19 protein-coding genes, 1 tRNA gene and 1 pseudogene are annotated in these 20,848 nt (G+C 65.8%); 6 read left to right on the forward strand and 15 right to left on the reverse strand.

Going from position 1 to position 20,848, the window contains the following annotated elements:
- Position 1: 1 nt before the first annotated feature.
- From G372_RS0113250 to G372_RS0113300, 11 genes are all read right to left on the reverse strand, one after another.
- Positions 2-871: an amidohydrolase family protein gene (locus tag G372_RS0113250; RefSeq protein WP_019623448.1), complete on the reverse strand. Its 870-nt coding sequence runs from the start codon at positions 869-871 to the stop codon at positions 2-4.
- Between the two features lie 91 nt (positions 872-962).
- Positions 963-1,406, reverse strand: a complete 444-nt coding sequence (locus tag G372_RS0113255) for a glutathione S-transferase N-terminal domain-containing protein (protein ID WP_018864095.1) — start codon at positions 1,404-1,406, stop codon at positions 963-965.
- 61 nt (positions 1,407-1,467) lie between these two features.
- Positions 1,468-2,034 (reverse strand): DsrE family protein, encoded by a 567-nt coding sequence (locus G372_RS0113260; protein ID WP_019623447.1) that lies wholly within the window; start codon positions 2,032-2,034, stop codon positions 1,468-1,470.
- Positions 2,035-2,136: 102 nt separating this feature from the next.
- Positions 2,137-2,859, reverse strand: coding sequence for a phosphate signaling complex protein PhoU (phoU, locus tag G372_RS0113265; RefSeq protein ID WP_019623446.1), 723 nt, complete (start codon positions 2,857-2,859; stop codon positions 2,137-2,139).
- A 26-nt stretch (positions 2,860-2,885) separates the two neighbouring features.
- On the reverse strand, positions 2,886-3,716 hold the full coding sequence (pstB, locus tag G372_RS0113270; protein WP_019623445.1) for a phosphate ABC transporter ATP-binding protein PstB: 831 nt from the start codon (positions 3,714-3,716) through the stop codon (positions 2,886-2,888).
- 217 nt (positions 3,717-3,933) lie between these two features.
- On the reverse strand, positions 3,934-5,601 hold the full coding sequence (gene pstA / locus G372_RS0113275; RefSeq protein ID WP_019623444.1) for a phosphate ABC transporter permease PstA: 1,668 nt from the start codon (positions 5,599-5,601) through the stop codon (positions 3,934-3,936).
- A gap of 10 nt (positions 5,602-5,611) precedes the next feature.
- Positions 5,612-7,882: an ABC transporter permease subunit gene (locus G372_RS0113280; RefSeq protein WP_019623443.1), complete on the reverse strand. Its 2,271-nt coding sequence runs from the start codon at positions 7,880-7,882 to the stop codon at positions 5,612-5,614.
- Positions 7,883-8,090: 208 nt separating this feature from the next.
- Entirely contained in the window at positions 8,091-9,059 is a 969-nt protein-coding gene (locus G372_RS0113285; RefSeq protein WP_019623442.1) for a PstS family phosphate ABC transporter substrate-binding protein, read from the reverse strand.
- Between the two features lie 123 nt (positions 9,060-9,182).
- Positions 9,183-10,505 (reverse strand): phosphate regulon sensor histidine kinase PhoR, encoded by a 1,323-nt coding sequence (phoR, locus tag G372_RS0113290; RefSeq protein WP_019623441.1) that lies wholly within the window; start codon positions 10,503-10,505, stop codon positions 9,183-9,185.
- A 44-nt stretch (positions 10,506-10,549) separates the two neighbouring features.
- A complete protein-coding gene (phoB, locus tag G372_RS0113295) occupies positions 10,550-11,239 on the reverse strand; it encodes a phosphate regulon transcriptional regulator PhoB (RefSeq protein ID WP_019623440.1) in 690 nt (229 codons plus the stop codon).
- Between the two features lie 112 nt (positions 11,240-11,351).
- Positions 11,352-12,155 (reverse strand): MBL fold metallo-hydrolase, encoded by an 804-nt coding sequence (locus G372_RS0113300; RefSeq protein WP_019623439.1) that lies wholly within the window; start codon positions 12,153-12,155, stop codon positions 11,352-11,354.
- 364 nt (positions 12,156-12,519) lie between these two features.
- On the opposite strand from G372_RS0113300, the gene G372_RS0113305 reads away from it, so the two are divergent.
- A tRNA-Ala gene (locus G372_RS0113305) sits at positions 12,520-12,595 on the forward strand.
- A gap of 40 nt (positions 12,596-12,635) precedes the next feature.
- Here the strand turns inward: G372_RS0113305 and G372_RS0113310 are convergent.
- Together G372_RS0113310 and G372_RS0113315 are read right to left on the reverse strand one after the other, a co-directional pair.
- Positions 12,636-15,053: an EAL domain-containing protein gene (locus tag G372_RS0113310; protein ID WP_026340305.1), complete on the reverse strand. Its 2,418-nt coding sequence runs from the start codon at positions 15,051-15,053 to the stop codon at positions 12,636-12,638.
- 82 nt (positions 15,054-15,135) lie between these two features.
- Positions 15,136-15,465 (reverse strand): annotated as a pseudogene (locus G372_RS0113315) (ATP-binding cassette domain-containing protein); the annotation flags it as partial.
- 173 nt (positions 15,466-15,638) lie between these two features.
- On the opposite strand from G372_RS0113315, the gene G372_RS0113320 reads away from it, so the two are divergent.
- A complete protein-coding gene (locus G372_RS0113320; protein WP_019623437.1) occupies positions 15,639-16,265 on the forward strand; it encodes a hypothetical protein in 627 nt (208 codons plus the stop codon).
- Positions 16,266-16,291: 26 nt separating this feature from the next.
- Entirely contained in the window at positions 16,292-16,606 is a 315-nt protein-coding gene (locus G372_RS0113325; protein WP_018864083.1) for a putative signal transducing protein, read from the forward strand.
- Positions 16,607-16,641: 35 nt separating this feature from the next.
- Here G372_RS0113325 and G372_RS0113330 read toward each other — a convergent pair whose 3' ends face one another.
- Positions 16,642-17,427 carry a lytic transglycosylase domain-containing protein gene (locus tag G372_RS0113330; RefSeq protein WP_019623436.1) on the reverse strand — a complete coding sequence of 262 codons (786 nt, stop codon included), beginning with the start codon at positions 17,425-17,427 and terminating at the stop codon, positions 16,642-16,644.
- A gap of 58 nt (positions 17,428-17,485) precedes the next feature.
- Here G372_RS0113330 and G372_RS0113335 point away from each other — a divergent pair, with 58 nt between their 5' ends.
- The 3 genes from G372_RS0113335 to G372_RS14410 are packed head-to-tail and all read left to right on the forward strand — an operon-like array spanning position 17,486 to position 19,204.
- Positions 17,486-18,292, forward strand: a complete 807-nt coding sequence (locus G372_RS0113335) for a biotin--[acetyl-CoA-carboxylase] ligase (RefSeq protein WP_019623435.1) — start codon at positions 17,486-17,488, stop codon at positions 18,290-18,292.
- Complete coding sequence (locus tag G372_RS0113340) at positions 18,285-19,031, forward strand: type III pantothenate kinase (RefSeq protein WP_019623434.1); 747 nt, start codon at positions 18,285-18,287, stop codon at positions 19,029-19,031. The genes G372_RS0113335 and G372_RS0113340 overlap by 8 nt, the downstream gene beginning before the upstream one ends.
- On the forward strand, positions 19,031-19,204 hold the full coding sequence (locus tag G372_RS14410; RefSeq protein ID WP_019623433.1) for a hypothetical protein: 174 nt from the start codon (positions 19,031-19,033) through the stop codon (positions 19,202-19,204). The genes G372_RS0113340 and G372_RS14410 overlap by 1 nt, the downstream gene beginning before the upstream one ends.
- Before the next feature lies 1 nt (position 19,205).
- Here G372_RS14410 and G372_RS0113350 read toward each other — a convergent pair whose 3' ends face one another.
- Positions 19,206-20,831, reverse strand: coding sequence for a DUF255 domain-containing protein (locus tag G372_RS0113350; RefSeq protein ID WP_019623432.1), 1,626 nt, complete (start codon positions 20,829-20,831; stop codon positions 19,206-19,208).
- Positions 20,832-20,848: the final 17 nt, after the last annotated feature.

Raw genomic sequence — 20,848 nt, forward strand, 5'->3', positions numbered from 1 at the left:
CTTACTGGCTCTCGGTGGGCGGAAACAGGCGCTCGCCGTTCTCCCGGGCGATCATGCGCTGGACGTTCGCGGGTAGCTGCTCGAGCCAGGCCCGGGTGCTGTCCTTCAGCACCGTGAAGTGCTCCCAGCGGGCCAGGCTGAAGGTGTCGTTGCCGATCAGGAAACGATCCGGATAGTCGAGGAACAGTTCGAACCAGTCGTGGTCGATGATGCCGCCCGGGTTGATGCGCGGATTGCGCATGGAGACATCCATGACCATGTGCGGGTGCCGTTCCAGGTAATCACGAATGAGAGGGGGGTAGGCATAGGAACCGGCGTGCGCCCAGAGGATGCGTACCTCGGGCTGGATGGCGTAGGCATGGTCGATCACGGCCGGATCGCTATGGATCACGATCCATAGATCGCGCTCGACCGCCAGGTCCAGCAGGTCCTCGAAGCCGCGCGCAAAACGGTCGTCGGCCTGGATGTGCAATTCCCCGATCCCGCGCCACTGGACGCGCCTTCGGTCGAGTATGGTCTCGACCTGTTCCCGCAGGCCGTCCTCGTACATCCAGTCCATCTTGCGTCCCAGGCGCTGGGAAATCTCGAGAAACGGGACGATGCGCGTATTGGCCTTTGGCTCCAGCGCCTCGATCAATTGCGAGCGCGGGGCCATCACGATCGCGGACTGGATCGAGTTCTCCTCCAGTGTGCGTGCGACGGACTCCGGCGGGAACTGTTCCATCTGTCGTTCGCGATAGTGCAGATGGGCATCGAACAGGGGTTCGAGCGTCTGGGCGGCGGCGCCTCCCACCAGTGAGCCCAGCAGCAGGGCAGTCGCTGGCAGAATAAAAATGCGAAGCAGTCTTCGAGGGCGATTCAGGGCGGCCATCCAGCGGATTCCTTGGGTACGGGAACCCCCATCTTATACCGCTGTATGCCGGCAGGCCTTTAGGCGCTGGCCCGTTTTTCGGACGTCACCGTCAGGTGCGGGAGTCCCCGGATACCGCGGCGTCCCCGGAGCTCCCGTCCTGGCGGTTCGGGTCGAAGCGCTCGCGCAGGTATTCGCCGATCGCGTCCGACTCGTACAGCCAGCGCACTTCACCGTCCGGTTCCTCGATCCGCAGGCAGGGCACCTGCAGCTTGCCGCCCTCGGTCTGCAGCTCCTCGCGGTGAGGACCGGCTGCCTGGGCGTTGCGCAGTTCGATATTCAGTGACAGCCGCTGCATCGTGCGGCGTGCCCGGATGCAGAACGGGCAGGCCGGGAAATGGTAAAGCGCGAGGTGGCGCGTCTGTTCATCAACGCGGGCCTGGTCGGCAGGGTCGCGCTCGATGCCGCGCGGGCGCGAAAGGCGCTCGCCAATCAGCATGAACGGGGTGAGGATCAGGCGTACGCCGCGGAAAAACCATCGGATCAGAAATCGCATGCGCAAAAGGATGCCACAAGCCGCCTGGCGGGTGACAGAGCCCGCATCGGGCGTGCGCGTCTCAGGGCTGGCCGAAGTCGAACTCCCAGGGGTCTTCGGCAGGGGCGTCCAGCAGCGACGGGCGCAGACGGATCACGGTGTAGCCTGACGCCTCCAGGTCATCCAGCCGGTCCGGTGCGGCCGTGGCTACCTCGACATGCTCGGGGAAGGCATCGGCTTCGAGATCGCGCCACCCCGCGAAAGTGCCGCAGACCACGACGTTGACGCCGTCGTCCAGCACCAGTGACTCGATCTCGGTGTGGAGCGAGCCATGCGCCGCGGCCTCGGCGCGGGTCAGGGTGAACTGTTCGGCCCCGTGGGTGACGATCGCAATCGGGAGTTCCGGCGCGCGCTCGCGCAGTACCCGGATATTCGCGTGAATCTCGGGCAACAGGGCGCTCAGCGCCGCGCGGTCGTTCTCGACGATCTCGAACGCGACCCCATCGGGGAGATCGTCCTGCTCGAGTAACGCCTCGACCTCGGCAGAGGGCGGGGCTTCTTCCGGTTCATCCGCACCGGCCAGACTGCCGAACGCCGTCAGCAGGATCAGGCCGGTCAGGGCCAACAACATCGGGATGAAACGCGGCATTGGGTATCAGGGGCCGGGGCATGGGTGTGCTGAGCCCTATTTTGGGCCCGATTGCCGGGTCGTTGTCCACTCGCGCGCCGTTCCGGGATGCCGGTACTCTTATCAGTGGCGATCTCCCGTGGCCTCGGCCGCCATCTGGTCGTAGCTGGTGTGACGCACGTTCTTGCCCTTAACGAAGTACACGACGTACTCGCAGATGTTGCGCGCGCGATCGCCGATGCGTTCCAGCGACCGGGTGGCCCAGACGATGTCCATCAGGCGCGGCACCGCGTCGGGTGAGGCGGTCATCTGTTTCATGAGTTTGTGCGTGATGGCCTCGTAGAGGCTGTCGATCTGGATGTCCTGCTGTGCGACCCGCACCGCCTGCTCGGTGTCCATGCGCGCGAACGCATCGAGCACGCCGCGCGTCATCTCGCGCACGAGCTGGCCCATCTTCACGATCTCGTCCATCGGTGCCTCGCGGCGGTCGGAGTCCAGCAGTTGCAGACCCATGCGGCCCACACGCTCGGCCTCGTCGCCCATGCGTTCCAGGTCGGTGATGGTCTTGATCACCGCGATCACCAGGCGCAGGTCGGAGGCCGTGGGCTGGCGACGGGCGAGGATGTGGGTGCATTCCTCGTCGATCTCGACCTCGAGCGCGTTGACCTTGTAGTCGGAGGTCATCACGGTTTCCGCCAGCGCGGTGTCACCCTCGACCATCGCGGTCACCGCATCGCCGAGCTGCTGCTCGACCAGGCCGCCCATGGTCATCACCTTCTTGATGATGTCCTCCAGCTCGGCATTGAACTGCTGGGAGATGTGCTGCTTGAAAAAGCTCTTGTCCATGATCCGGACTCCTGATCCGAAATGGCCTAACCGAAGCGGCCGGTGATGTAGTCCTCGGTCTGCTTCTTGGCAGGCGAGGTGAACAGGGTGTCGGTGTCGGCGTATTCGATCAGTTCGCCCATATACATGAAGGCGGTGTAGTCGGACACGCGCGCGGCCTGCTGCATGTTGTGGGTGACGATGACCAGCGTGTAGTCCTTCTTCAGCTCGATCATCAACTCCTCGATCTTAAGCGTGGCCAGCGGGTCCAGCGCGGAGCAGGGCTCGTCCAGCAGCAGGACCTCGGGGTCGATCGCGATCGCGCGGGCGATCACCAGGCGCTGCTGCTGGCCGCCGGACAGGCCGAAGGCGTTCTCGTGCAGGCGATCCTTTACCTCGTCCCACAGCGCCGCGCGCTTGAGGGACTTCTCCACCACCTCGTTCAGGCGCCGGCGGTTGTTCACGCCCTGCAGGCGCAGGCCGTAGGCGACGTTCTCGTAGATGGACTTCGGGAACGGATTCGGCTTCTGGAACACCATGCCGACGCGGCGGCGCAGCTCCGGCACGTCCACGGCCTTGTCGTAGATGTTTTCACCGTCCAGCCGGATCGTGCCTTCGATGCGGGCGGCATCGATCAGGTCGTTCATGCGGTTGAAACAGCGCAGGAATGTGGACTTCCCGCAGCCGGACGGGCCGATGAATGCCGTGATCCGGTTCTTCGGGATCTGGATGTCGAGGCCCTTCAGGGCCTGATCCTCACCATAGAACAGCTTCAGGTCCTCGGCGGTCAGGCAGATCTCCTCGCTGGAGAGCCGCAGGCCGCGGTCGGGTCGGTCGCCTTGCGTCACGTTGACGGCGTGGGTAGCGGTGTCACTCATCTCGGGTACTCCATGGGAAACAGGGTTCGACGCATCCCGTCCTCGCGACGGTTCGGAAAAGCACCGTCATCGCGAGCGCCGCAGGCGCGTGGCGATCTCCGTGGGTCGGCCCCGACGCGACCCCGGGCAGGCGTCGGGGTTGCGTCGGGAGGTTGCCGCGGCCCCTTCGGGGCCTCGCAATGACGGTACTTGCGGGAGGCGTTGTGCATCGGGCCACTCAATCGCTGTCGGCGCGGTACTTCTCGCGCAGGTGGTTGCGGATCGAGATCGCGGTCAGGTTGAGCACGATGATCAGCATCACCAGCACCAGGGCGGTCGCGTAGACCAGCGGGCGGCCGGCCTCGACGTTCGGGCTCTGGAAGCCGACGTCGAAGATGTGGAAGCCCAGGTGCATGAACGCGCGGTCCAGGTGCAGATAGGGGAAGTTGCCGTCCAGCGGCAGCGTCGGGGCCAGCTTGACCACGCCCACCAGCATCAGAGGGGCCACTTCGCCGGCGGCGCGGGCCACGGCCAGGATCAGCCCGGTCATCATCGCCGGGGCCGACAGCGGCACGATCAGGCGCCACAGGGTCTCGGCCTTGGTCGCGCCCAGCGCCAGCGAGCCGTGACGGATACTGGCGCCGATCCGGGTCAGGCCCTCCTCGGTGGAGACGATCACCACCGGGAGCGTCAGCAGTGCGAGCGTCAGCGAGGCCCAGATGATCGCGGGCGAGCCGAAGGTCGGCGAGGGCAGGGCATCGCGGAAGAAGATCTGGTCGATGTTGCCGCCGATCAGGTAGACGAAGAACCCGAGGCCGAACACCCCGAACACGATCGACGGCACCCCGGCGAGGTTGTTGACCGAGATACGGATGGTGCGCACCAGTGGCCCCTGCTTCGCGTATTCGCGCAGATAGATCGCGGCGAGCACGCCGAACGGGGTCACGACGATGGACATCAGGATGACCATCAGCACGGTGCCGAAGATCGCCGGCAGGATGCCGCCCTCGGTGTTGGCCTCGCGCGGGTAGCCGGTCATGAAATCCCAGAAGGCGACGACATAGTGGCGCAGCTTGGCCGGCACGCTCATGTCGTTCGGCCACCAGGCATTGACGATGCGTGACAGCGGGATGGTTGCGTGCTGCCCGTCGGCGGTCTCCAGCACGATCGCAAAGCGGGCCAGTTCGTCACGCAGGGCGTTGCGCTCGGCTTCCAGTTCGGCGTAGCGGGCGTCCAGCTCCGCGCGCTCGGCATCCAGTTCCTCCCGGCGCTGGTCGCGCTCCTCGGGCGACAGGTCGGTGGCCCGCTCGACACCACGCTGGGCGATGCGCAGGCGCTCGAGCTCGAAATTGACTCGGCCGATCTCGATGCGCTCGATGTGCTGGATCTGCTGGACCAGTTCCCGGGTCTTCGGCATGCGTTCCTCGAACGCGGTGCGCGCCTCGCGACCCTCGGCGACCGTCTCGCCGTCCTCCTGGTATTCGCGGATGTAGCCGTAGAAGTCGCCCCACTGCAGACGCTCCAGCACCACCGCGTCGCGCGGGCGTTCCCACTCGGACATAAAGTCGTCCAGGTACCACTGGAAGTCGCGACTGTCGAGGTCACGGTTGCCGCGCTTGATCAGGTGGCGGACCACGATGTCCTGGCCTTCTGGCACGGTAAATCCGGCGTCGCGCATGGCTTGGGCGGTCATGGTTTCCGAGCGCTGCAGCTCTCCCATGACACGCCGGGGCTCGGCGTCCTGCTCGGTCTGGTATTCGAATTCGATGACCTCAGAGGGCCAGAAGAAGGACAGACCGTTCACGGCGATCATCAGGATCAGGCCGAAGACCATCACGAGCGAGGCCGCGACCGCTCCGGCATTCAGCCAGATCCACGGGGTGCCGGATTTGAACCAACGATTCATCGGGTATGCCTCAAAGGGAGCTGTATTTCTGGCGCAGGCGCTGGCGCACGATCTCGGCGACCGTGTTCACCGCAAAGGTCAGCGCGAACAGGACCAGGGCGGCCAGGAACAGAATGCGGAAGTGGGTACTGCCGACCGCGGCCTCCGGCATCTCGACCGCGATGTTCGCGGAGAGCGTGCGCATGCCCTCGAAGATGTTGAAGTTGACCACCGGCGAGTTGCCCGTCGCCATCAGCACGATCATGGTCTCGCCCACTGCGCGGCCGAAGCCGATCATCACTGCGGAGAAGATCCCGGGGCTGGCGGTCAGTAGCACCACGCGCACCACCGTTTGCCAGGGGGTGGCGCCCAGGGCCAGCGAGCCCTGGGTCAGGTGCTTGGGCACATTGAAGACCGCGTCCTCGGAGATCGAGTAGATGGTCGGGATGACGGCGAAGCCCATTGCGATGCCGATTACGAGGGCGTTTCGCTGGTCGTAGGTGATGCCCTGGTCGGTCAGCCACTGGCGGGCATCGCCACCGAACATCCAGACCTCGATCAACGGGCTCATGGAGACGGAGAACCAGCCGATGGCCAGGATCACCGGGATCAGGATCGCGGCCTCCCAGCCGGCAGGCATAATGTTGCGCAGGTTCTCCGGCAGTATGCGGGTCCACAGGAACGCGGCGGCCAGCATCCCCAGCGGCATCAGGATCAGGATGCTGGCGACGGCCGGCAGATTGGCCTCGATGAATGGGGCCAGCCACAGTCCGGCGAGGAAGCCGAGGATGACCGTCGGCAGCGCCTCCATCAGCTCGATCGAGGGCTTGGTGATGCTGCGCATGCGCCGCGACATGAAATAGGCGCTGTAGATCGCGCCCATGATCGCCAGCGGGGTGGCGAACAGCATCGCGTAGAAGGCGGCCTTGATGGTGCCGATGGTTAGCGGTACCAACGAGAATTTCGGCTCGAACTCGTCGGTCGCCGAGGACGACTGCCAGACGTAGTCGCCCCCGGAGCGGCCTTCGTACCAGACCTTCTGCCACAGCACGTGGAAGGAGACTTCCGGGTGCGGGTTAGAGAGGTCCTGCAGGTGCCAGGTCTCATGGTCGTCGATGCCGATCAGCAGGCGGTTGCGCGGATCGACATACACCCGGTGCAGCGGCTGGTCGGTGATCTGGCGTTCGATCAGGGTGCGCTGCGAGGTGGAATAGTGGATCTTGACCTCGCCGCGGTCGTCGGCGGTCAGGAATCCCTTACGGATGTATTCCGGCTGGATGTTGCGGATCGGACCGGCATGCGACGGGAAATCGCGGACGCGGGTGATGCGGTTTACGTTGTCGTCGTCGCGCACCAGCATGTACTGCGTGACCGTCCCGTCGGACCCACCGACGATGATGGATACCGTGCCCAGCAGGTATTCCAGCGAGGTCACCTCGGCCGCGTCGCCGCCGATCACACGCTTGCTGTCGACCAGGCTGGCGCGGGCGGGGTTGTTGATGTCGAAGAAGTGGAGCTGTCCCTGATCGTCGCCAACCAGCATGTGGCGGCCGGTGATGTCCAGCAGGATGCGGGTCGGCGTGGCGCCGTCGGGCAGCGAGGGTAGATCGTAGGCGGAGCGTCGGACCTCGGTCTCGCCTGTCATCATCGAGGTGCGTTTCTCGAACCGCACCAGCTTGAGATTGCCATCTTCCGTCGCAGCGGCGACGCGTATGCCGCTGGAGCCGCGCTGTATGCCGACCACCGAGATCGCGCGGCCGTCGTCGTCCACGTCCAGCAGCGCAGAGTCCTCGTCGCCCAGCGGATATACCAGGCCCGGGTCGTACAGGCGTCCGTCAGGGCTGAAACGCTCGTTGTACTCGTACTCGATGGCCAGCACCTGCCCATTGTCCAGGCCCGCGGCCACCAGGCGCGTGCGTGGCTCGGCGGCGCTGAAGCTGGTGACCTGTACATCCTCCGGGATCGGCAGTGACTGTTCTTTCACGATCTCGCCGCTGTAGGGGCGGAAGAACAGGGCGCGTCGATCCTCGGTAAGTCGTATCGCCATCTCGCGATGACGGTTCACTGCCAGATGGATGGTCTGCGTGTCGGCGCCGCCGGGCGCCGCGTATTCCGTGCGCGGCTCCAGGGTCGCCCCCTGGAACATGGGCAGTGTCTCGCTGGCCAGGTACACGAACATCAGGGTCAGGGCACCGATCACGGCCACACCGAAAAAACCGATGGTGTAGCGGGCGGTGCGGTCCTTCGCGCGGCGCCAGCGCTGGAAGCGGCCGAGCGTCGTGGTGGCGGTGAGGCTGGACATTCAAGGTCCCCTGATGCGGCAGGTGTAGGGTGGAACTGGCCGGCATGCTACGGCCGCTTCGTGACAGAAACGTGACAGCCATGTGACGGACCGTTGAACGCTGTATTGCGGGTCGAGCAGGCGGACTGCATGAGGCGGACACAAGAAAACCGGGCCCCGCGAGGGACCCGGTTCGGGCCATCCGTAGATGGCCGGCCCGCCACCTGGATTATTCCAGGCCGAGGTTCTTGCGCTCGCGTTCGGCCACGGCCGCCGGCAGCGGGATGAAGCCGTCACGCACCACGACTTCCTGGCCTTCCTTCGACAGCACCATGCGCAGGAACTCGGCCGCGCGCGGGGTCAGGCCGTCTTCCGGGTGCTTGTTCACCATTACGTACAGGAAGCGGGCCAGCGGGTAGTCGCCGGTGGAGGCGTTTTCGGCGTTCGGCTCGTAGTACTCGCCCTCGTTCTCGCCCAGCGGGACGGCGCGCACACCGGAGGTCATGTAGCCGATGCCGGAGTAGCCAATGCCGTTCAGTGACTCGGAGACACCCTGGACCACCGAGGCGGAACCGGGCTGTTCGTTGACCGCATCCTTGAAGTCACCGTCGCACAGGGCGTGCTGTCGGAAGAAGCCATAGGTGCCGGAGACGGCATTACGGCTGTACAGCGTGATGTCGCGATTCGCCCAGGCGCCGTCCAGGCCGAGCTGGCCCCAGCGCGTGATGTCCTCGGCGCCACCGCAGCGGCGGGTGGAGGAGAAAATCGCGTCGGTCTGCTCGATGGTCAGACCCTCGATCGGGTTGTCGCGATTCACGTACACGGCGATGGTGTCGATCGCGACCGGAACAGCCGTCATTTCGTAGCCATGGCGCTGTTCGAACTCGGCGTGTTCGCTGTCACGCGGCATGCGCGACATCGGTCCGAAGTCGGCGGTGCCTTCGGTCAGGGCCGGCGGCGCGGTCGAGGTGCCGGCGCCCTGGATCTGGACGTTGACGTTCGGGTAGAAGCTCTGGAACTCCTCGGCCCACAGCGTCATCAGGTTGTTCAAGGTGTCAGAGCCGATGCTCGACAGGTTGCCGGAGATACCGGAGACCGCCTCGTAGGCCGGGATGTCGGCATCGACTTCGGCGGAGGCGGTAAACGGCGTAACGGCCATTGCGGTGGCCAGGGCCAGAATGCTGCGCTTCAACAACATGGGAATCTCCCCTTGAATGGAATTCTTGCAAGGACGCTTCAAGCGACCTTGGAGGGGGATTATGCGGAGCCGCGTTGACGCTCCTGTGACGGGGACATGACAACCGTGTGACATCGCAGGGCGTCAGTTTTTGGCGGACTCGGTGGGCTTGGTGCGGGTGATCGAGAGGGGGAACAGGCAGGTGAAGCGCGTGCCGCGACCGACCTGGCTGTCGATCTCCAGGTGGCCCCCGTGGCGGGCGAGCACGTGCTTGACGATGGCCAGTCCGAGCCCGGTCCCGCCGCGGCGCTGGTCGCGTCCGGCATCCACCCGATAGAAGCGTTCGGTCAGGCGGTGGAGGTGATGACGGGCAATACCTGGCCCCTCGTCAATCACGCTCAGGCGTGCGCCGTCCGGGTCGGACTGCCAGCGAATCTCGATGCGAGTGCCCGAAGGCGTGTACTTGACCGCATTGAACAACAGGTTGGCGAAGGCCGAGCGCAGTTCGCTCTCGGTCCCCTGCAACTCGAGTCCGGCCTGCGCGTGGATCTCGATACGATGGCGCTGGTCGGAGGAGAGCAGCTCCGCCTCGCCTTTCAGTATGTCCAGCATGGCGCCGACGTCGACCCATTGAGGCGGGCCCTGCGGGCTGCCGGTCTCCAGGCGGGAGAGGGTCAGCAGGTCGTCGACCAGCAGCTTCATGCGTTCGGACTGTTCGCGCAGCAGCTCGACCGAGCGCGCCTTGTCCGGCTGGTCGGCCAGCTCGTCCTCCAGCGTCTCGACAACGCCGCAAAGTACGGTCAGCGGCGTGCGCAGCTCGTGCGAAACATTCGCAATGAAGTCGCGCCGCATCACTTCCAGCCGGTGCAGATGCGTGGTGTCCCGCGCGAGCAGCAGGAATTGCGCATCGCCATAGGGCACCAGGCGGAACTCCAGCTGCTGGTCGTCGTGCAGCGGGGAGGGCGTGGTCACGCTGCCCGGCGTAGTGCGCGCGCTCTCCATGAATGCGATGAAGGCAGGATTGCGCAGCAGGTGAGTAATTCGCTGGCCCTCGTCCTCCGGCCAGTTCAGCCCCAGCAGTTGCGTGGCCATCTCGTTCAGCCACTCGATGCGCAGATCGTCATTCAGGACCACGACCGCATCGGGCATCGCCCGTGCCGAGTCGCGATAGCGCTCGAGATACTGGCGCAGCCGGTGCACCCGGTGTTCGTGGCGCCGGCGGCGGCGGTAGAGATGGTCGAAGGCCAGCCCCCAAAGCCCGCGCACATCGGGTGGTTCGCTGCGCCCGCCCTGTCGCAGCCAGCGTTCCAGCAGCAACAGGTGCGAGAGGTTCCAGAACAGCGCCGCCCCCAACAAGAACGCAATCGTGGCCCAGAACTGCCCCATGCTCCAGCCGAGCAGTGCGATCGGGACGCCGACCAGCAGGGTTCCCGCGATGACACCGGGCCAGGGGTTGCGTGATTGCATCGGACGACCGAGTGGGTGATTGAAGGTCGCGGCGTCGGCCGCGGTCAGGGTGTCTGCGAGAAACGGTACCCCGATCCGCGTACGGTTTGCACGAGGTGGTCGTGCCCGGTCAGCGCCAGTGACTTGCGCAGGCGCCGGATATGCACGTCCACGGTGCGTTCCTCGACATACACATTGGTGCCCCAGACCTGATCGAGCAACTGGCCGCGGGTGAATACGCGGTCCTGGTGGGTCATGAAGAAGTGCAGGAGATTGTATTCGGTCGGGCCCATCGACAGGACCTCGCCGTTACCGCTCACGCGGTGCGAGACCGGGTCCAGGCGCAGACCCTCGACCTCCACCGGTTCTTCGCTGGTGATCGGTGCGGTACGCCGTAGCACGGCCTTTATACGGGCAACCAGTTCGCGCGGCGAGAACGGTTTGGTCACGTAGTCGTCGGCACCCACATTCAGCCCGCGCACGCGGTCTTCTTCTTCGCCGCGGGCGGTCAGCATGATGATCGGGATGTCCTTGGTCATCGGACTGGCCTTCAGCGTGCGCGCCCAGTCGAGGCCGCTGGTGTCCGGCAGCATCCAGTCGAGCAGGACCAGGTCGGGCGGGTCCTCCAGCAGCAGGCCTCTTGCGGTCCGGACATCGCCCGCCTCGCGCACCGCGTACCCGGCCTTGTGCAGCGGCAGCTGGAGCATTTCGCGGATTGCGGTGTCATCCTCGACCAGCAGTATCTTTACAGCCATGACCCATTCCCGAGTTCAGGATGCCCTGCATTAGATAACAGGGATGTTACAGCCGTGTGACGGTGAGGGAACGGGAATGGCCGGATGCAGGCCGGGCGTTGCGGCTGAGAGCCTATCCGACCTTGAGGGCCCGGTTCTGGGCATGCAGTTCGAACCGCTCGCTGCCTTCCAGCAGCACCATCCGGCTCGCATGCCGCGACTGCTGGAGCTGCCGGCGGATGGCGGATTCATGGCCGGGTTTCAGGTGTGTGATGGCGATCCGTGGCTGGTGATGGAGCGCCTCCAGGTCGTCCGCAAGACGATGCGGGGTGTAATGCTTGGCCAGCTCGGCCATGCCGTCCATTTCGTCCGGCAGCCCGGACTCGATCATCAGCAAGTCCAGGTAGGGCAGGGTATTCAAGGCCTCCCACAGGGCCCCGGAAGACGAGGTGTCCCCGGTGAACGCGAAGCCCATGCCGTCGTTGTGCATCACGCCGTACCCCACGGCGGGCACCGTATGCAGCGCAGGCAGGATATGAATCTCGCGCGATCCGATCATCACCTGCTGCCCCGGCTGAATCGCCTGAAACTGCAGCAGGGGCCGCTCGGGTGACGGGAGACAGGTGAAGTCGGGCCAGATCACCCAGTTGAACACATGGTCGCGAAGGGCCTTCAGTGTGGCAGGCAGCGCATGAACCTGGATCGGGGGCGCATCCGGCGAGTACACCATGTCCGCGAGCATCGGCAGAAAGCCGATGTGGTCGAGGTGCGAATGGGTCAGAAATATGTGACGGACTTGTTCGAGTTCACCCAGAGTCAGGTCGCCGACCCCACTGCCGGCATCGATCAGGATATCCTCGTCGATCAGGATCGATGTCGTGCGGCGGTTGGGTCCGATGCCACCGCTAGCGCCCAGGATGCGGACAGACAGGCTCATGCGGGGTCAACCTGCAATTGGAGAACAAGTGCGTTTCGGCAGGCCATGCGACACGGGCGCCTCCCTGAGGATGCGGCGGCTACGACGGATTTCCGACGTACTTCTAACATGCGTTAACACTAGATCAAGTCTAATCGGGTTTGACGTGATGCGCACCACGAAAATACCACCCATGCCCCGAGAAACGAATGAAAAACTTGGCCGGGTTCGCGTTTTCTAGCCGGGTGCGTCCGTCAACGGGTCCGTGTCATGGCTTCGGTGGCACGACGCCTCCCTGCATCGAGCAAGGCGGCGGAATGGCAGGCGAAGACCCTCGCCGGTCTTCCCGTGCCCGCGCGGACTTGCTAGAATGCGCGCCTTGATTGGGGCGGTAGCTCAGCTGGGAGAGCGTCGCGTTCGCAATGCGAAGGTCGGGAGTTCGATCCTCCTCCGCTCCACCACATTCCCGGAAAAGGCCTGCAAACGCAGGCCTTTTTTGTTTCAGCTGCCGGCTCGGCGGCCCACCGACGGACTGTCGGGCTGGACCAGTTCGCCCAGCAGTTCGGGAGGCATTGGGGGGCTGCTCAAGTAGCCCTGCCAGGCATCGCAGCCCTGCGAAGCCAGAAAGCTGCGCTGAGCCTCGGTCTCGACGCCTTCCGCCAGCACGTCCAGGCCAAGATTGTGAGCCATGCTGATGATCGCCGTGGCCAGTTCGGCGTCGTTGTGATTCTCCGGCAGGTCGCGCACGAAGGTTCGGTCGATCTTCAGGATGTCGATCGCGAATTCCTTCAGGTAGGCGAGCGACGAATAGCCCGTGCCGAAGTCGTCGATCGCCAGCGACACCCCAAGTGACTTGAGGTGCTGGAGTGTGCCCCGAGTCCTCTCGGCCTGGCGCATCAGCGTGCTCTCGGTGATCTCGAGTGTCAGACGGCGCGGTTCGAGCCCCGCATCGCGCAGGACCTGGCGAATCCGGCGGGGCAGATGGGGCTCGGTGATCTGATGCCCGGAAAGGTTTACCGAGACGTCCAGTGCCGGGTATCCCGCCCGATCCCACTCGATGACCTGCCGGCAGGCCTGTGCGAGTACAAAGTCGCCGACGGCGCCGATCAGGCCGGTCTCCTCCGCCACCGGGATGAATACATCGGGGGTAATCAGGCCCTGTTCCGGGTCGCGCCAGCGTACCAGGGCCTCGACCCCGGTGATGCGGCCGGTGGCCATCTGAACCTGTGGCTGATAGAAGACCTCCAGCTCGTCTTGGGCCAGGGCCCGCCGCAGGCGGTTCTCGATCTCCAGACGCCGGTTCGCGGCCTCGGTCATCGAGTAGCTGTAGAAGCGGAAGGTGTTGCGGCCGGCATCCTTTGCCTCGTACATCGCTGCATCGGCCTGGGTGATCAATTCGCCGGGAGCCTCCGCGTGGTCGGGGAACAGCGAGATCCCGATGCTGGCCCCGACCTGGAGATCGCGCCAGCCACCGATCGCAAACGACTCCGCGACCAGCTCCAGCAGCTCGCGGGCCCGCGACTCGATGCCCGGTCGATCCCGTACGTCGTCCAGCACAACGATGAATTCGTCACCCCCGATACGCGCGACCGTTTGGGCCTGGAAGCGCTCCTTCAGACGATCCCCCAGGATCTGCAGCAGCTCGTCTCCGACTGCATGGCCGAGGCTGTCATTGATGTTCTTGAAGCGGTCGAGATCCATGAACAGCACGGCGACACGGCCACTGCTTTGACGGGCCGCAGCCATGGCCGCATCCAGCCGCTGCTGCAGCAGCACGCGGTTGGGCAGACCCGTCAGAGGGTCATGTTCGGCCTGGTAGGCCAGTCGTGCCTCGTGGGCACGCAGGCGTGTTTCGACCTGGCGCCGTTGTTCGACCTCCGCGGTCAGGCGGGTGTTGATCCGTCGGTAGTACATGATGGCAGCTGCTGTCAGCAGCAGGAGTGCCGACAGGAATGCCAGCGGGATCTCCGGGTGGGTATCCCACAAGGCCGACAAGTCCAGCACGAAGGCCGAGTCGTAAGGGGGCAGTCCAAGGGTTTCGAACAGGTGATGGACCGGGGCGTAGGATAGTGGCGCCGACCAGCCGTGGTAACCCCCCTCCTGTGCCGCGGGGTGATCCATCGGCAGGCTCATCAGGGCGATGGAGACCGCTTCGGCGATTGCGTCCGGTGTGCCGTCCAGACGCGAGAACGGCCATTCGGGATACAGGCGCGTACTGTGCGCCAGTGGGAAATCGGCGGTCTCACGCGGCTGCAGCACTCGCAGTGCACCGTGCGGGATTTCGCGGGCTTCCAGCAGTGACTCCAGCAGGCCGGTGCGCACCATCCCGGCATCCGCCTCGCCGGCGAGCAGGGCATCGATCACCCGGCGGTGCGGCATTCCGGTGAAGGTTACCGATTCCAGATCCTCGAACGGGTCGATGCCGGCGCGATGGAGCTCGTAATGGCCGGCCTGCCAGCCCCCCAGCGAGTCCTGGTCCACCGCGAGCAGCCGCTGGCCGCGCAGGTCGGACAGGGTCTGCAGGTCCTCGCGTTCGGCGGGCACCAGCAGGACGCCGCCAAACTCGCGCACCGGCTGCCCATATGCGTGCTCGATCAGGGTCGCGAGCCGGGTCACGCCCAGTTCGGCCTCCAGACGAACATAGTGCCCGGTGTTGGTCAGAACGAAGTCCAGTTCGCCCTCGGTGACGGCCCGATTCAGGTCGGGATAGTCGAACACATGGAGGCGGAATTGGGCCTCGGAGATCGTCTCGGTCAGATAGTCGGCCGTGGGCTGCCAGCGCGCCGCAGTGGCATCGTGATCCTCGAAAGCCAGCACCCCGATGGTGTAGGTGGGGGGCTCCTCGCTTGCCGCGACGAACACCGGCGCGGCTCCGAACAGAAGCGCAAGCAGCAGGAAAAGGGACCGAGGCCGTGACATGACAAGAGCCTACTATGGTCAGGGACTTTTCGCATAGGCCTTGTTCGGATGCAGATGATGGCCGAAAGCGCCCGTCCGCCGGGCCCCTGAGTTGCGGCGGTGTGCGGTTCATAGCGTGGTCGACCCCGACCATCTTCAGGTACTTCTCGGCAGGCTCAAGGCGCTTCTGCCTGCTCCAGTAGGGTCAGTGGGTTCGGACCGCGAACATCACGTTGCCGTAGGAGGGCGAGGTCAGGCCAGCGAGCGCGTTCAGGATGCTGGACTGGCCGCAGCCGGAGTGGCCGATCAGGCAGACTAATTCGCCTTGCTGGATCTCCAGGTCCACCCCTTCGAACACCCTCATGAGGTCGCTGGAGTCGGGCTGCGGGAAGCGTTGGTTCAGATTCTCGAGTTCGAGGAATCCGTTGCTCATGGTTGTACTCCTGGTTGAGCGACGCCGACTCTACAGCTAGCGAGAGCAACAGCCGTGGGCGGCAAGCCCCCGGCCCGCGTGGAAGAACCGGGTGCCGTATGGGGTGTTCGTTATACTGGGACATTGATGCATTTACGCGATGGGTTGGTCCATCGTCGGCAGGAGAGAACGCCTTGGCCAGTTTCACGATCACCTTGCATGCCCGCACCGCGGACGAGCCCGACATTCAGCGCGTGTCCGTGACCGCGGGCGGGGACGAGGAGCTGCCGGAATACGGCCAGGTCTGGGTATGGGACATCCTCTTCGCCCAGCAGTTGTTCGCCCTAGGGGAGACGCAGACGGCGCAGGAGCTGAAGGAAACCCTGGAGCTGTGGGCGGTGAACATGTCCAGCAAGGTGTTCCAGCCGCACGGCCATATCCTGGCGAAGGGCTACCTGGACCTGTCGGAAGACCTGAGGCTGATCACCGGTGACGAGGAACGCCCGGCCGCGGCCGACGGCGATCGCGAGATCGTCGTGACCGTGACCGGACAGGCCGGCCAGCTGCCCGATGTGGCGGTCAGCCCGGAGGCGCTGGAGGCCGAGGAGCGCAAGAACCTCGTGCTGGGCCTGGGGCAGTTCTTCAACTTCGACAACCCGATGTTCGCGCGCGAGCTGCCGATCCATGTGCTCGCGATGCGCAAGTACCACGCGGACATCCACGAGCCGCACACCCGCGAGGCCCTGGACGAGGCCCCGTTCTACGCCATCCAGAAGGCTATGGAATACTTTCAGGCGGCCAACCAGGGCACGGTGCAATAGCACGTACTGACTGCTAGGGTCGGGACATGCGTACTGTTTACACCGCAGCCGACCCGGTGATGGCCGGGTTTATCGAGAACCTCCTGCAGGAGGCTGGCATCCCCGCCTATGTGGCCCAGGCCGGGCTCTATGGCGCCGCGGGCGAGATCCCGCCGACCGAGTGCTGGGGGCGGGTGATGGTGGTGCACGAGGCCCAGGCCGAGCAGGCCCGCGAGCTGATCGTGGAGTATCTGGAAGGCGAGCCCGACCACGACGGGAAGGAATGGAAGTGCTCGCGCTGCGGCGAGCGGATCGAGCCGCAGTTCACCCAGTGCTGGAACTGCGGTCGCGAGCGGCGCTGATTCTCCACCACCCGCGCGCTGCGCAGCGCGTCTTTCTAGCGAATCCCGTTACCCGAGCCGTACTGGGCCCGTACCCGCTGGATGTAGGTCCGCGTCTCGGGGAAGGGCGGTACGCCGCCGTGGCGCTCCACCGCCCCCGGGCCGGCATTGTAGGCGGCCAGGGCCAGGTCCAGATCCCCGTCGAAGCGCTGCAGCATCTCGGCCAGGTAGCGCGTGCCGCCATGGATGTTCTGGGCCGGGTCGAAGCGGTCGGTCACGCCCAGGTCGGCGGCGGTGGCCGGCATCAGCTGCATCAGGCCGTGCGCGCCCACCCGCGAGACGGCCTCGGGGTCGAAGCAGGACTCGACGTGAATCACCGACTGTACCAGGGCCGGGTCGACACCGTTGTGGCCTGCGGCGTCGCGGATCAGGTCGGCGAACTCGCCACCGCCGCTGGCCAGGGCCTGGCGGGCCCGCTCGCCGCAGCGCGCCCGGGCTGTCGGGCGGCCGTAGGTGGCGATCAGGTTCATGTTGGCGTCCTGGCTCCGCTGGTTGGTGACCAGGCGCTGGCCGTCGGGGCCCTCGAACACGAAGATCTCGCTGGGCGACCAGCCACCGCCCGAGGATGACCTGCCAGGCGTGGCGGCGGTGCCGGGGCGCTGGGGCGAGGGCACGGTCTCGTACTCGATGCCTTCGGGGCGCTGGTCCGTGATCACACGGGCACCCGAGGCATCGTAATAGGTGTACAGCTCGGCCTGGGCGGGCAGGGCGAGGATGCCGGCGGCCAGTAGCAACAACGGCAGCGCGCCCGCGAAACGCTTACCATGTGTACGATTGCGCAATCGAATCCCCCTTGCCGCCCACGCCCGCATGAACGTTCCCCAGACGACCGATCCCATTATGGCGCCGGAAACCGCGCAACTGGAAGGGCTGCTGCGCGGGGCCCTGGCGGGAGCCGCGCTGGAATCGCCGCAGGTGGAGGTACTGGAGCGGGTGGATTCCACCAATGCGCGGCTGCTCGACTCCGCGGCGAAAGACGCCGGGCCCAGGGTCTGCCTGGCACGCGAGCAGCTGGCAGGGCGTGGGCGGCGAGGCCGGGCCTGGGTGACGCCCTCGGATGCAGGTCTGGCCCTCTCGCTCTCCTGGCCAGTTGCCGCCGGCCAGCGCGTGCCTGCGGCCTACCCGGTCGGGGTGGGCATTGGGGTCATCCGCGCGCTGGAGGCGCTGGGTGTGCAAGGGCCGGGTCTCAAGTGGCCGAACGACGTGGTGGTGGGCGCGGCGAAGCTGGGCGGGATCCTGGTCGAACAGCGGCTCCCCCGGTCGGATCGGCCCGGACGCCTGGTGGTGGGGATTGGCCTCAATCGATGCGGCTCCGGGGCGCTGGCTCTGGATCGCGAGGTGACCGACCTGGCCGCCCTGTGCGGCGGTCAGGGCCCCGGCTGGCTGGAGCTGGCGGCCGCGGTGGCGGCCTGGCAGATGCGCCTGCATTCGCTGCTGATGGCGCAGGGGCTGGCGGCGCTGGGGGACGACCTCGACCGCCTCGATGCGCTGGCCGGGTCCCGGATCCAGGTGCCGGATTCGGGCCTGTCGGGCGTTGCCCGGGGTGTTTGCCTGGATTCGGGGCGTCTGCGCGTCGAGGACGAAACGGGCGTTCTGCATTACCTCGACGCGGGGGAAGTATCCATCCGGAGGCCCGGGCATGCCTGACTGCGCACTGATCGACATCGGCAGTACCCGAATCAAGTGGCAGCTTCGCGACAGGGCCGGTCATGTGCTGGACGAGGGTGCGAGCCTTGTGATCGAGGATTGCACGCAGGCGCTGAAAGACACCGGTCTCGCGGTCTGGGCCGCCCGGGTCGGCAGCCCGGAGCGCCAGGCGGCGCTGGAAGCGGGGATGGGGGCGGTACCCATCCACTGGGTGGGTACGCAGGGTGACGGGCGTTATGGCGTGCGCAGTGACTATGCCGAGGGCCAGCTGGGTGTGGATCGCTTCTGCGCACTGGTGGCGGCCCGGGCGGAAGGGCGGGGACCCTGCGTGCTGGTCGATGCAGGGACCGCGATTACGGTCGACCTGCTGGATGCCGAGGGTCGGCACCGGGGCGGGTACCTGCTGCCGGGACGGCAGCTGGGCTGGGAATCGCTGCAGGCGCGACTGGCCGACCGCGTCGCCCCGCGTGATCCGGGGGGCTGGCCTGCGACCCTCGACCCGACGCCGGGGCTTGGCAGCGAACCGGGCCTGGAACGCGGCCTGATGCTGGGCCTGTCCGGCGCGGTCGATCGTCTGATCGTCGAGGCCCGTACCCACCTGGGCAATGACACCGTCTGCTGGCTCCATGGTGGGGATGGCCCCTGGCTCGCCGGGCAGCTCACCGAGTTCGTTACCCGGCGCGAGAACCTGGTACTCGAGGGGCTGTGGCAGATCGCGCGCGCGGAGGGAGGCTCGTGATGCGCTGGCTCGTGGTGGTGCTGTTGCTGGCGAATCTGGTCCTGTTTGGCTGGAGCTGGCAGCAGGGGTACTGGGACGGCGACCCCTATGCGGATGTGCCCCCGGCGGAGCGGGGGACACAGCTGCTCGAGGATGGACAGGTCCGGGTCCGTCCCCTGGACGGGGACGACTGAGTCAGTCGTCCAGTCCCGGGATGCCGGCGCGCAGGGCCTGGAAGCCGATGGCCACGTCGTCGGGATCGGCGCCGGGCTCGATGTGCAGACGGGCGCGGACCTTCTCCGGGTCGACGTGGGATTCTTCCACCGCTTCCTCCGGCAGGAGGTGCAGCCACCAGGCCAGGGCGGCCTGGCTACGGGTCTCGGACCAGGGCTCCAGCTCGGTGCCAATCCGTTCGGCATGCGCACCCAGTTCCTCGTCAAAGAATGGTTCCAGGCGGTCCAGGGTGGCTACCGGGTCGGGCAGGTCGGGCTTCTCGCCCTCCAGCGCCTCGATCGCCCGGGCCAGCTCCAGACGGGCGATCTCCGGCCAGATCTGGGAGGGCAGGTAGCCCTCCATCGCCGGGCGGCCGTCGGCGGTGATGCCATGCAGGAAACCGGCCTCGGTACCCATATAGCGATCGAGCGCCTGCATGGCCTCGCGTGCCCATTCCAGCGTGTCCTCGTCCTCCATGACCCGCGCCATGTTGGCCAGGGCGGCGATCGCCTGGCCCGAGGTGTCCGCATAGGTGTTGCGGTCCACGCGCGGGGGATCGGTCTCGAGCCGTTCTTCCGGTTCGAGCTGGTAGTAGTCGCGATCCGCGTACTGGCTGTTGCCGAAGCGGGACTGACTGTCGTCCCACAGTTGCTCGCGCAGGTAGTCACGGATGCCTCGAGCGAATTCGGCGTGCTGCTCCTCTCCAAAGCGTTCATAGGCATCGGCATACATCCAGAGGAACGCGGCGTTCTGATCCAGTCGCTTGGACGTTTCGAGCGCCAGAACCGGATCCCGCTGGTCCCAGTCGTTGAAGAAGAAAAACCCGCCTTCCACACCGTCGTAGAGGTCCGCAGCGACCTGATCCAGCATCGCAGGCATGCGGTCCTCCCAGGCTTCCTCGTTCAGCAGGAATCTATAGGTCCAGGGTTGTGGACGCTTGCTCAGGGTGCCGAAGGCGGCGCTGCCGCTGAGCCGATGGCCGGAACTGTCGTAGACCTCGTCGAGCATCTCGAGGAAGCTGTCGAGGTCGTTGATGTCGGCGTCGTCCGGGGTGAACTCGCGACCGGTGACCGAGAACATGTCGCGCTGGGCCTCCAGGATGCCCTGCAGATCATGCGGTCTGACGTGGCCGGTGAACCGCGTGAGCTTTTCGTCCTCGTGGTTCACGATGACCACGAACGGGAGGCCGCGCCCCCCGTAGCGGCGGAACAGATCCGCACGTTCATCGAGATCGACCAGGACCGGGATGTAGTGTCGGTCAAGGGTGTCGACCACGTCCGGGTTCTCCAGTGACTCGTCCTGGAAGTCGCGGCACCAGGTGCACCACTGCCCGTGAAAGTAGAAAAAGATCGGCCGTTCGCGCTCCTTCGACTCCTCGAACAGATCGCTGTCCCAGGATTGCCAGTCGATCTGCGAACCCTCCGGATAGTCATCCACCTCGAAGCCGTTGTCGGGCCCGTTGTCCGGCGCCTCGGCAGGGCCAGCCGCACCTTGTGCCCCTGCAGCACCCGCCAGGGCCAGCAACGCAAGCCCCATAATGGGGATGGTCCAGCAGCGGAAAGCGGTGATCGACTGCGGGATGGTTGGGGAACGGCTGTAATCGTCCATGGCGCGTCCAAAGGTTT

Source organism: Thioalkalivibrio thiocyanoxidans ARh2 (assembly GCF_000385215.1).
Taxonomy (GTDB): domain Bacteria; phylum Pseudomonadota; class Gammaproteobacteria; order Ectothiorhodospirales; family Ectothiorhodospiraceae; genus Thioalkalivibrio; species Thioalkalivibrio thiocyanoxidans.

Coding starts and splice junctions, on each gene's coding strand:
- pstB (WP_019623445.1), bottom strand. CDS start 3,716: ATGAGTGACACCGCTACCCACGCCGTCAACGTGACGCAAGGCGACCGA.
- G372_RS0113310 (WP_026340305.1), bottom strand. CDS start 15,053: ATGTCACGGCCTCGGTCCCTTTTCCTGCTGCTTGCGCTTCTGTTCGGA.
- G372_RS0113325 (WP_018864083.1), top strand. CDS start 16,292: ATGCGTACTGTTTACACCGCAGCCGACCCGGTGATGGCCGGGTTTATC.
- phoB (WP_019623440.1), bottom strand. CDS start 11,239: ATGGCTGTAAAGATACTGCTGGTCGAGGATGACACCGCAATCCGCGAA.
- G372_RS0113250 (WP_019623448.1), bottom strand. CDS start 871: ATGGCCGCCCTGAATCGCCCTCGAAGACTGCTTCGCATTTTTATTCTG.
- G372_RS0113280 (WP_019623443.1), bottom strand. CDS start 7,882: ATGTCCAGCCTCACCGCCACCACGACGCTCGGCCGCTTCCAGCGCTGG.
- G372_RS0113350 (WP_019623432.1), bottom strand. CDS start 20,831: ATGGACGATTACAGCCGTTCCCCAACCATCCCGCAGTCGATCACCGCT.
- phoU (WP_019623446.1), bottom strand. CDS start 2,859: ATGGACAAGAGCTTTTTCAAGCAGCACATCTCCCAGCAGTTCAATGCC.
- phoR (WP_019623441.1), bottom strand. CDS start 10,505: ATGCAATCACGCAACCCCTGGCCCGGTGTCATCGCGGGAACCCTGCTG.
- G372_RS0113285 (WP_019623442.1), bottom strand. CDS start 9,059: ATGTTGTTGAAGCGCAGCATTCTGGCCCTGGCCACCGCAATGGCCGTT.
- G372_RS0113335 (WP_019623435.1), top strand. CDS start 17,486: ATGGCGCCGGAAACCGCGCAACTGGAAGGGCTGCTGCGCGGGGCCCTG.
- G372_RS0113260 (WP_019623447.1), bottom strand. CDS start 2,034: ATGCCGCGTTTCATCCCGATGTTGTTGGCCCTGACCGGCCTGATCCTG.
- G372_RS14410 (WP_019623433.1), top strand. CDS start 19,031: ATGCGCTGGCTCGTGGTGGTGCTGTTGCTGGCGAATCTGGTCCTGTTT.
- G372_RS0113300 (WP_019623439.1), bottom strand. CDS start 12,155: ATGAGCCTGTCTGTCCGCATCCTGGGCGCTAGCGGTGGCATCGGACCC.
- G372_RS0113255 (WP_018864095.1), bottom strand. CDS start 1,406: ATGCGATTTCTGATCCGATGGTTTTTCCGCGGCGTACGCCTGATCCTC.
- pstA (WP_019623444.1), bottom strand. CDS start 5,601: ATGAATCGTTGGTTCAAATCCGGCACCCCGTGGATCTGGCTGAATGCC.
- G372_RS0113340 (WP_019623434.1), top strand. CDS start 18,285: ATGCCTGACTGCGCACTGATCGACATCGGCAGTACCCGAATCAAGTGG.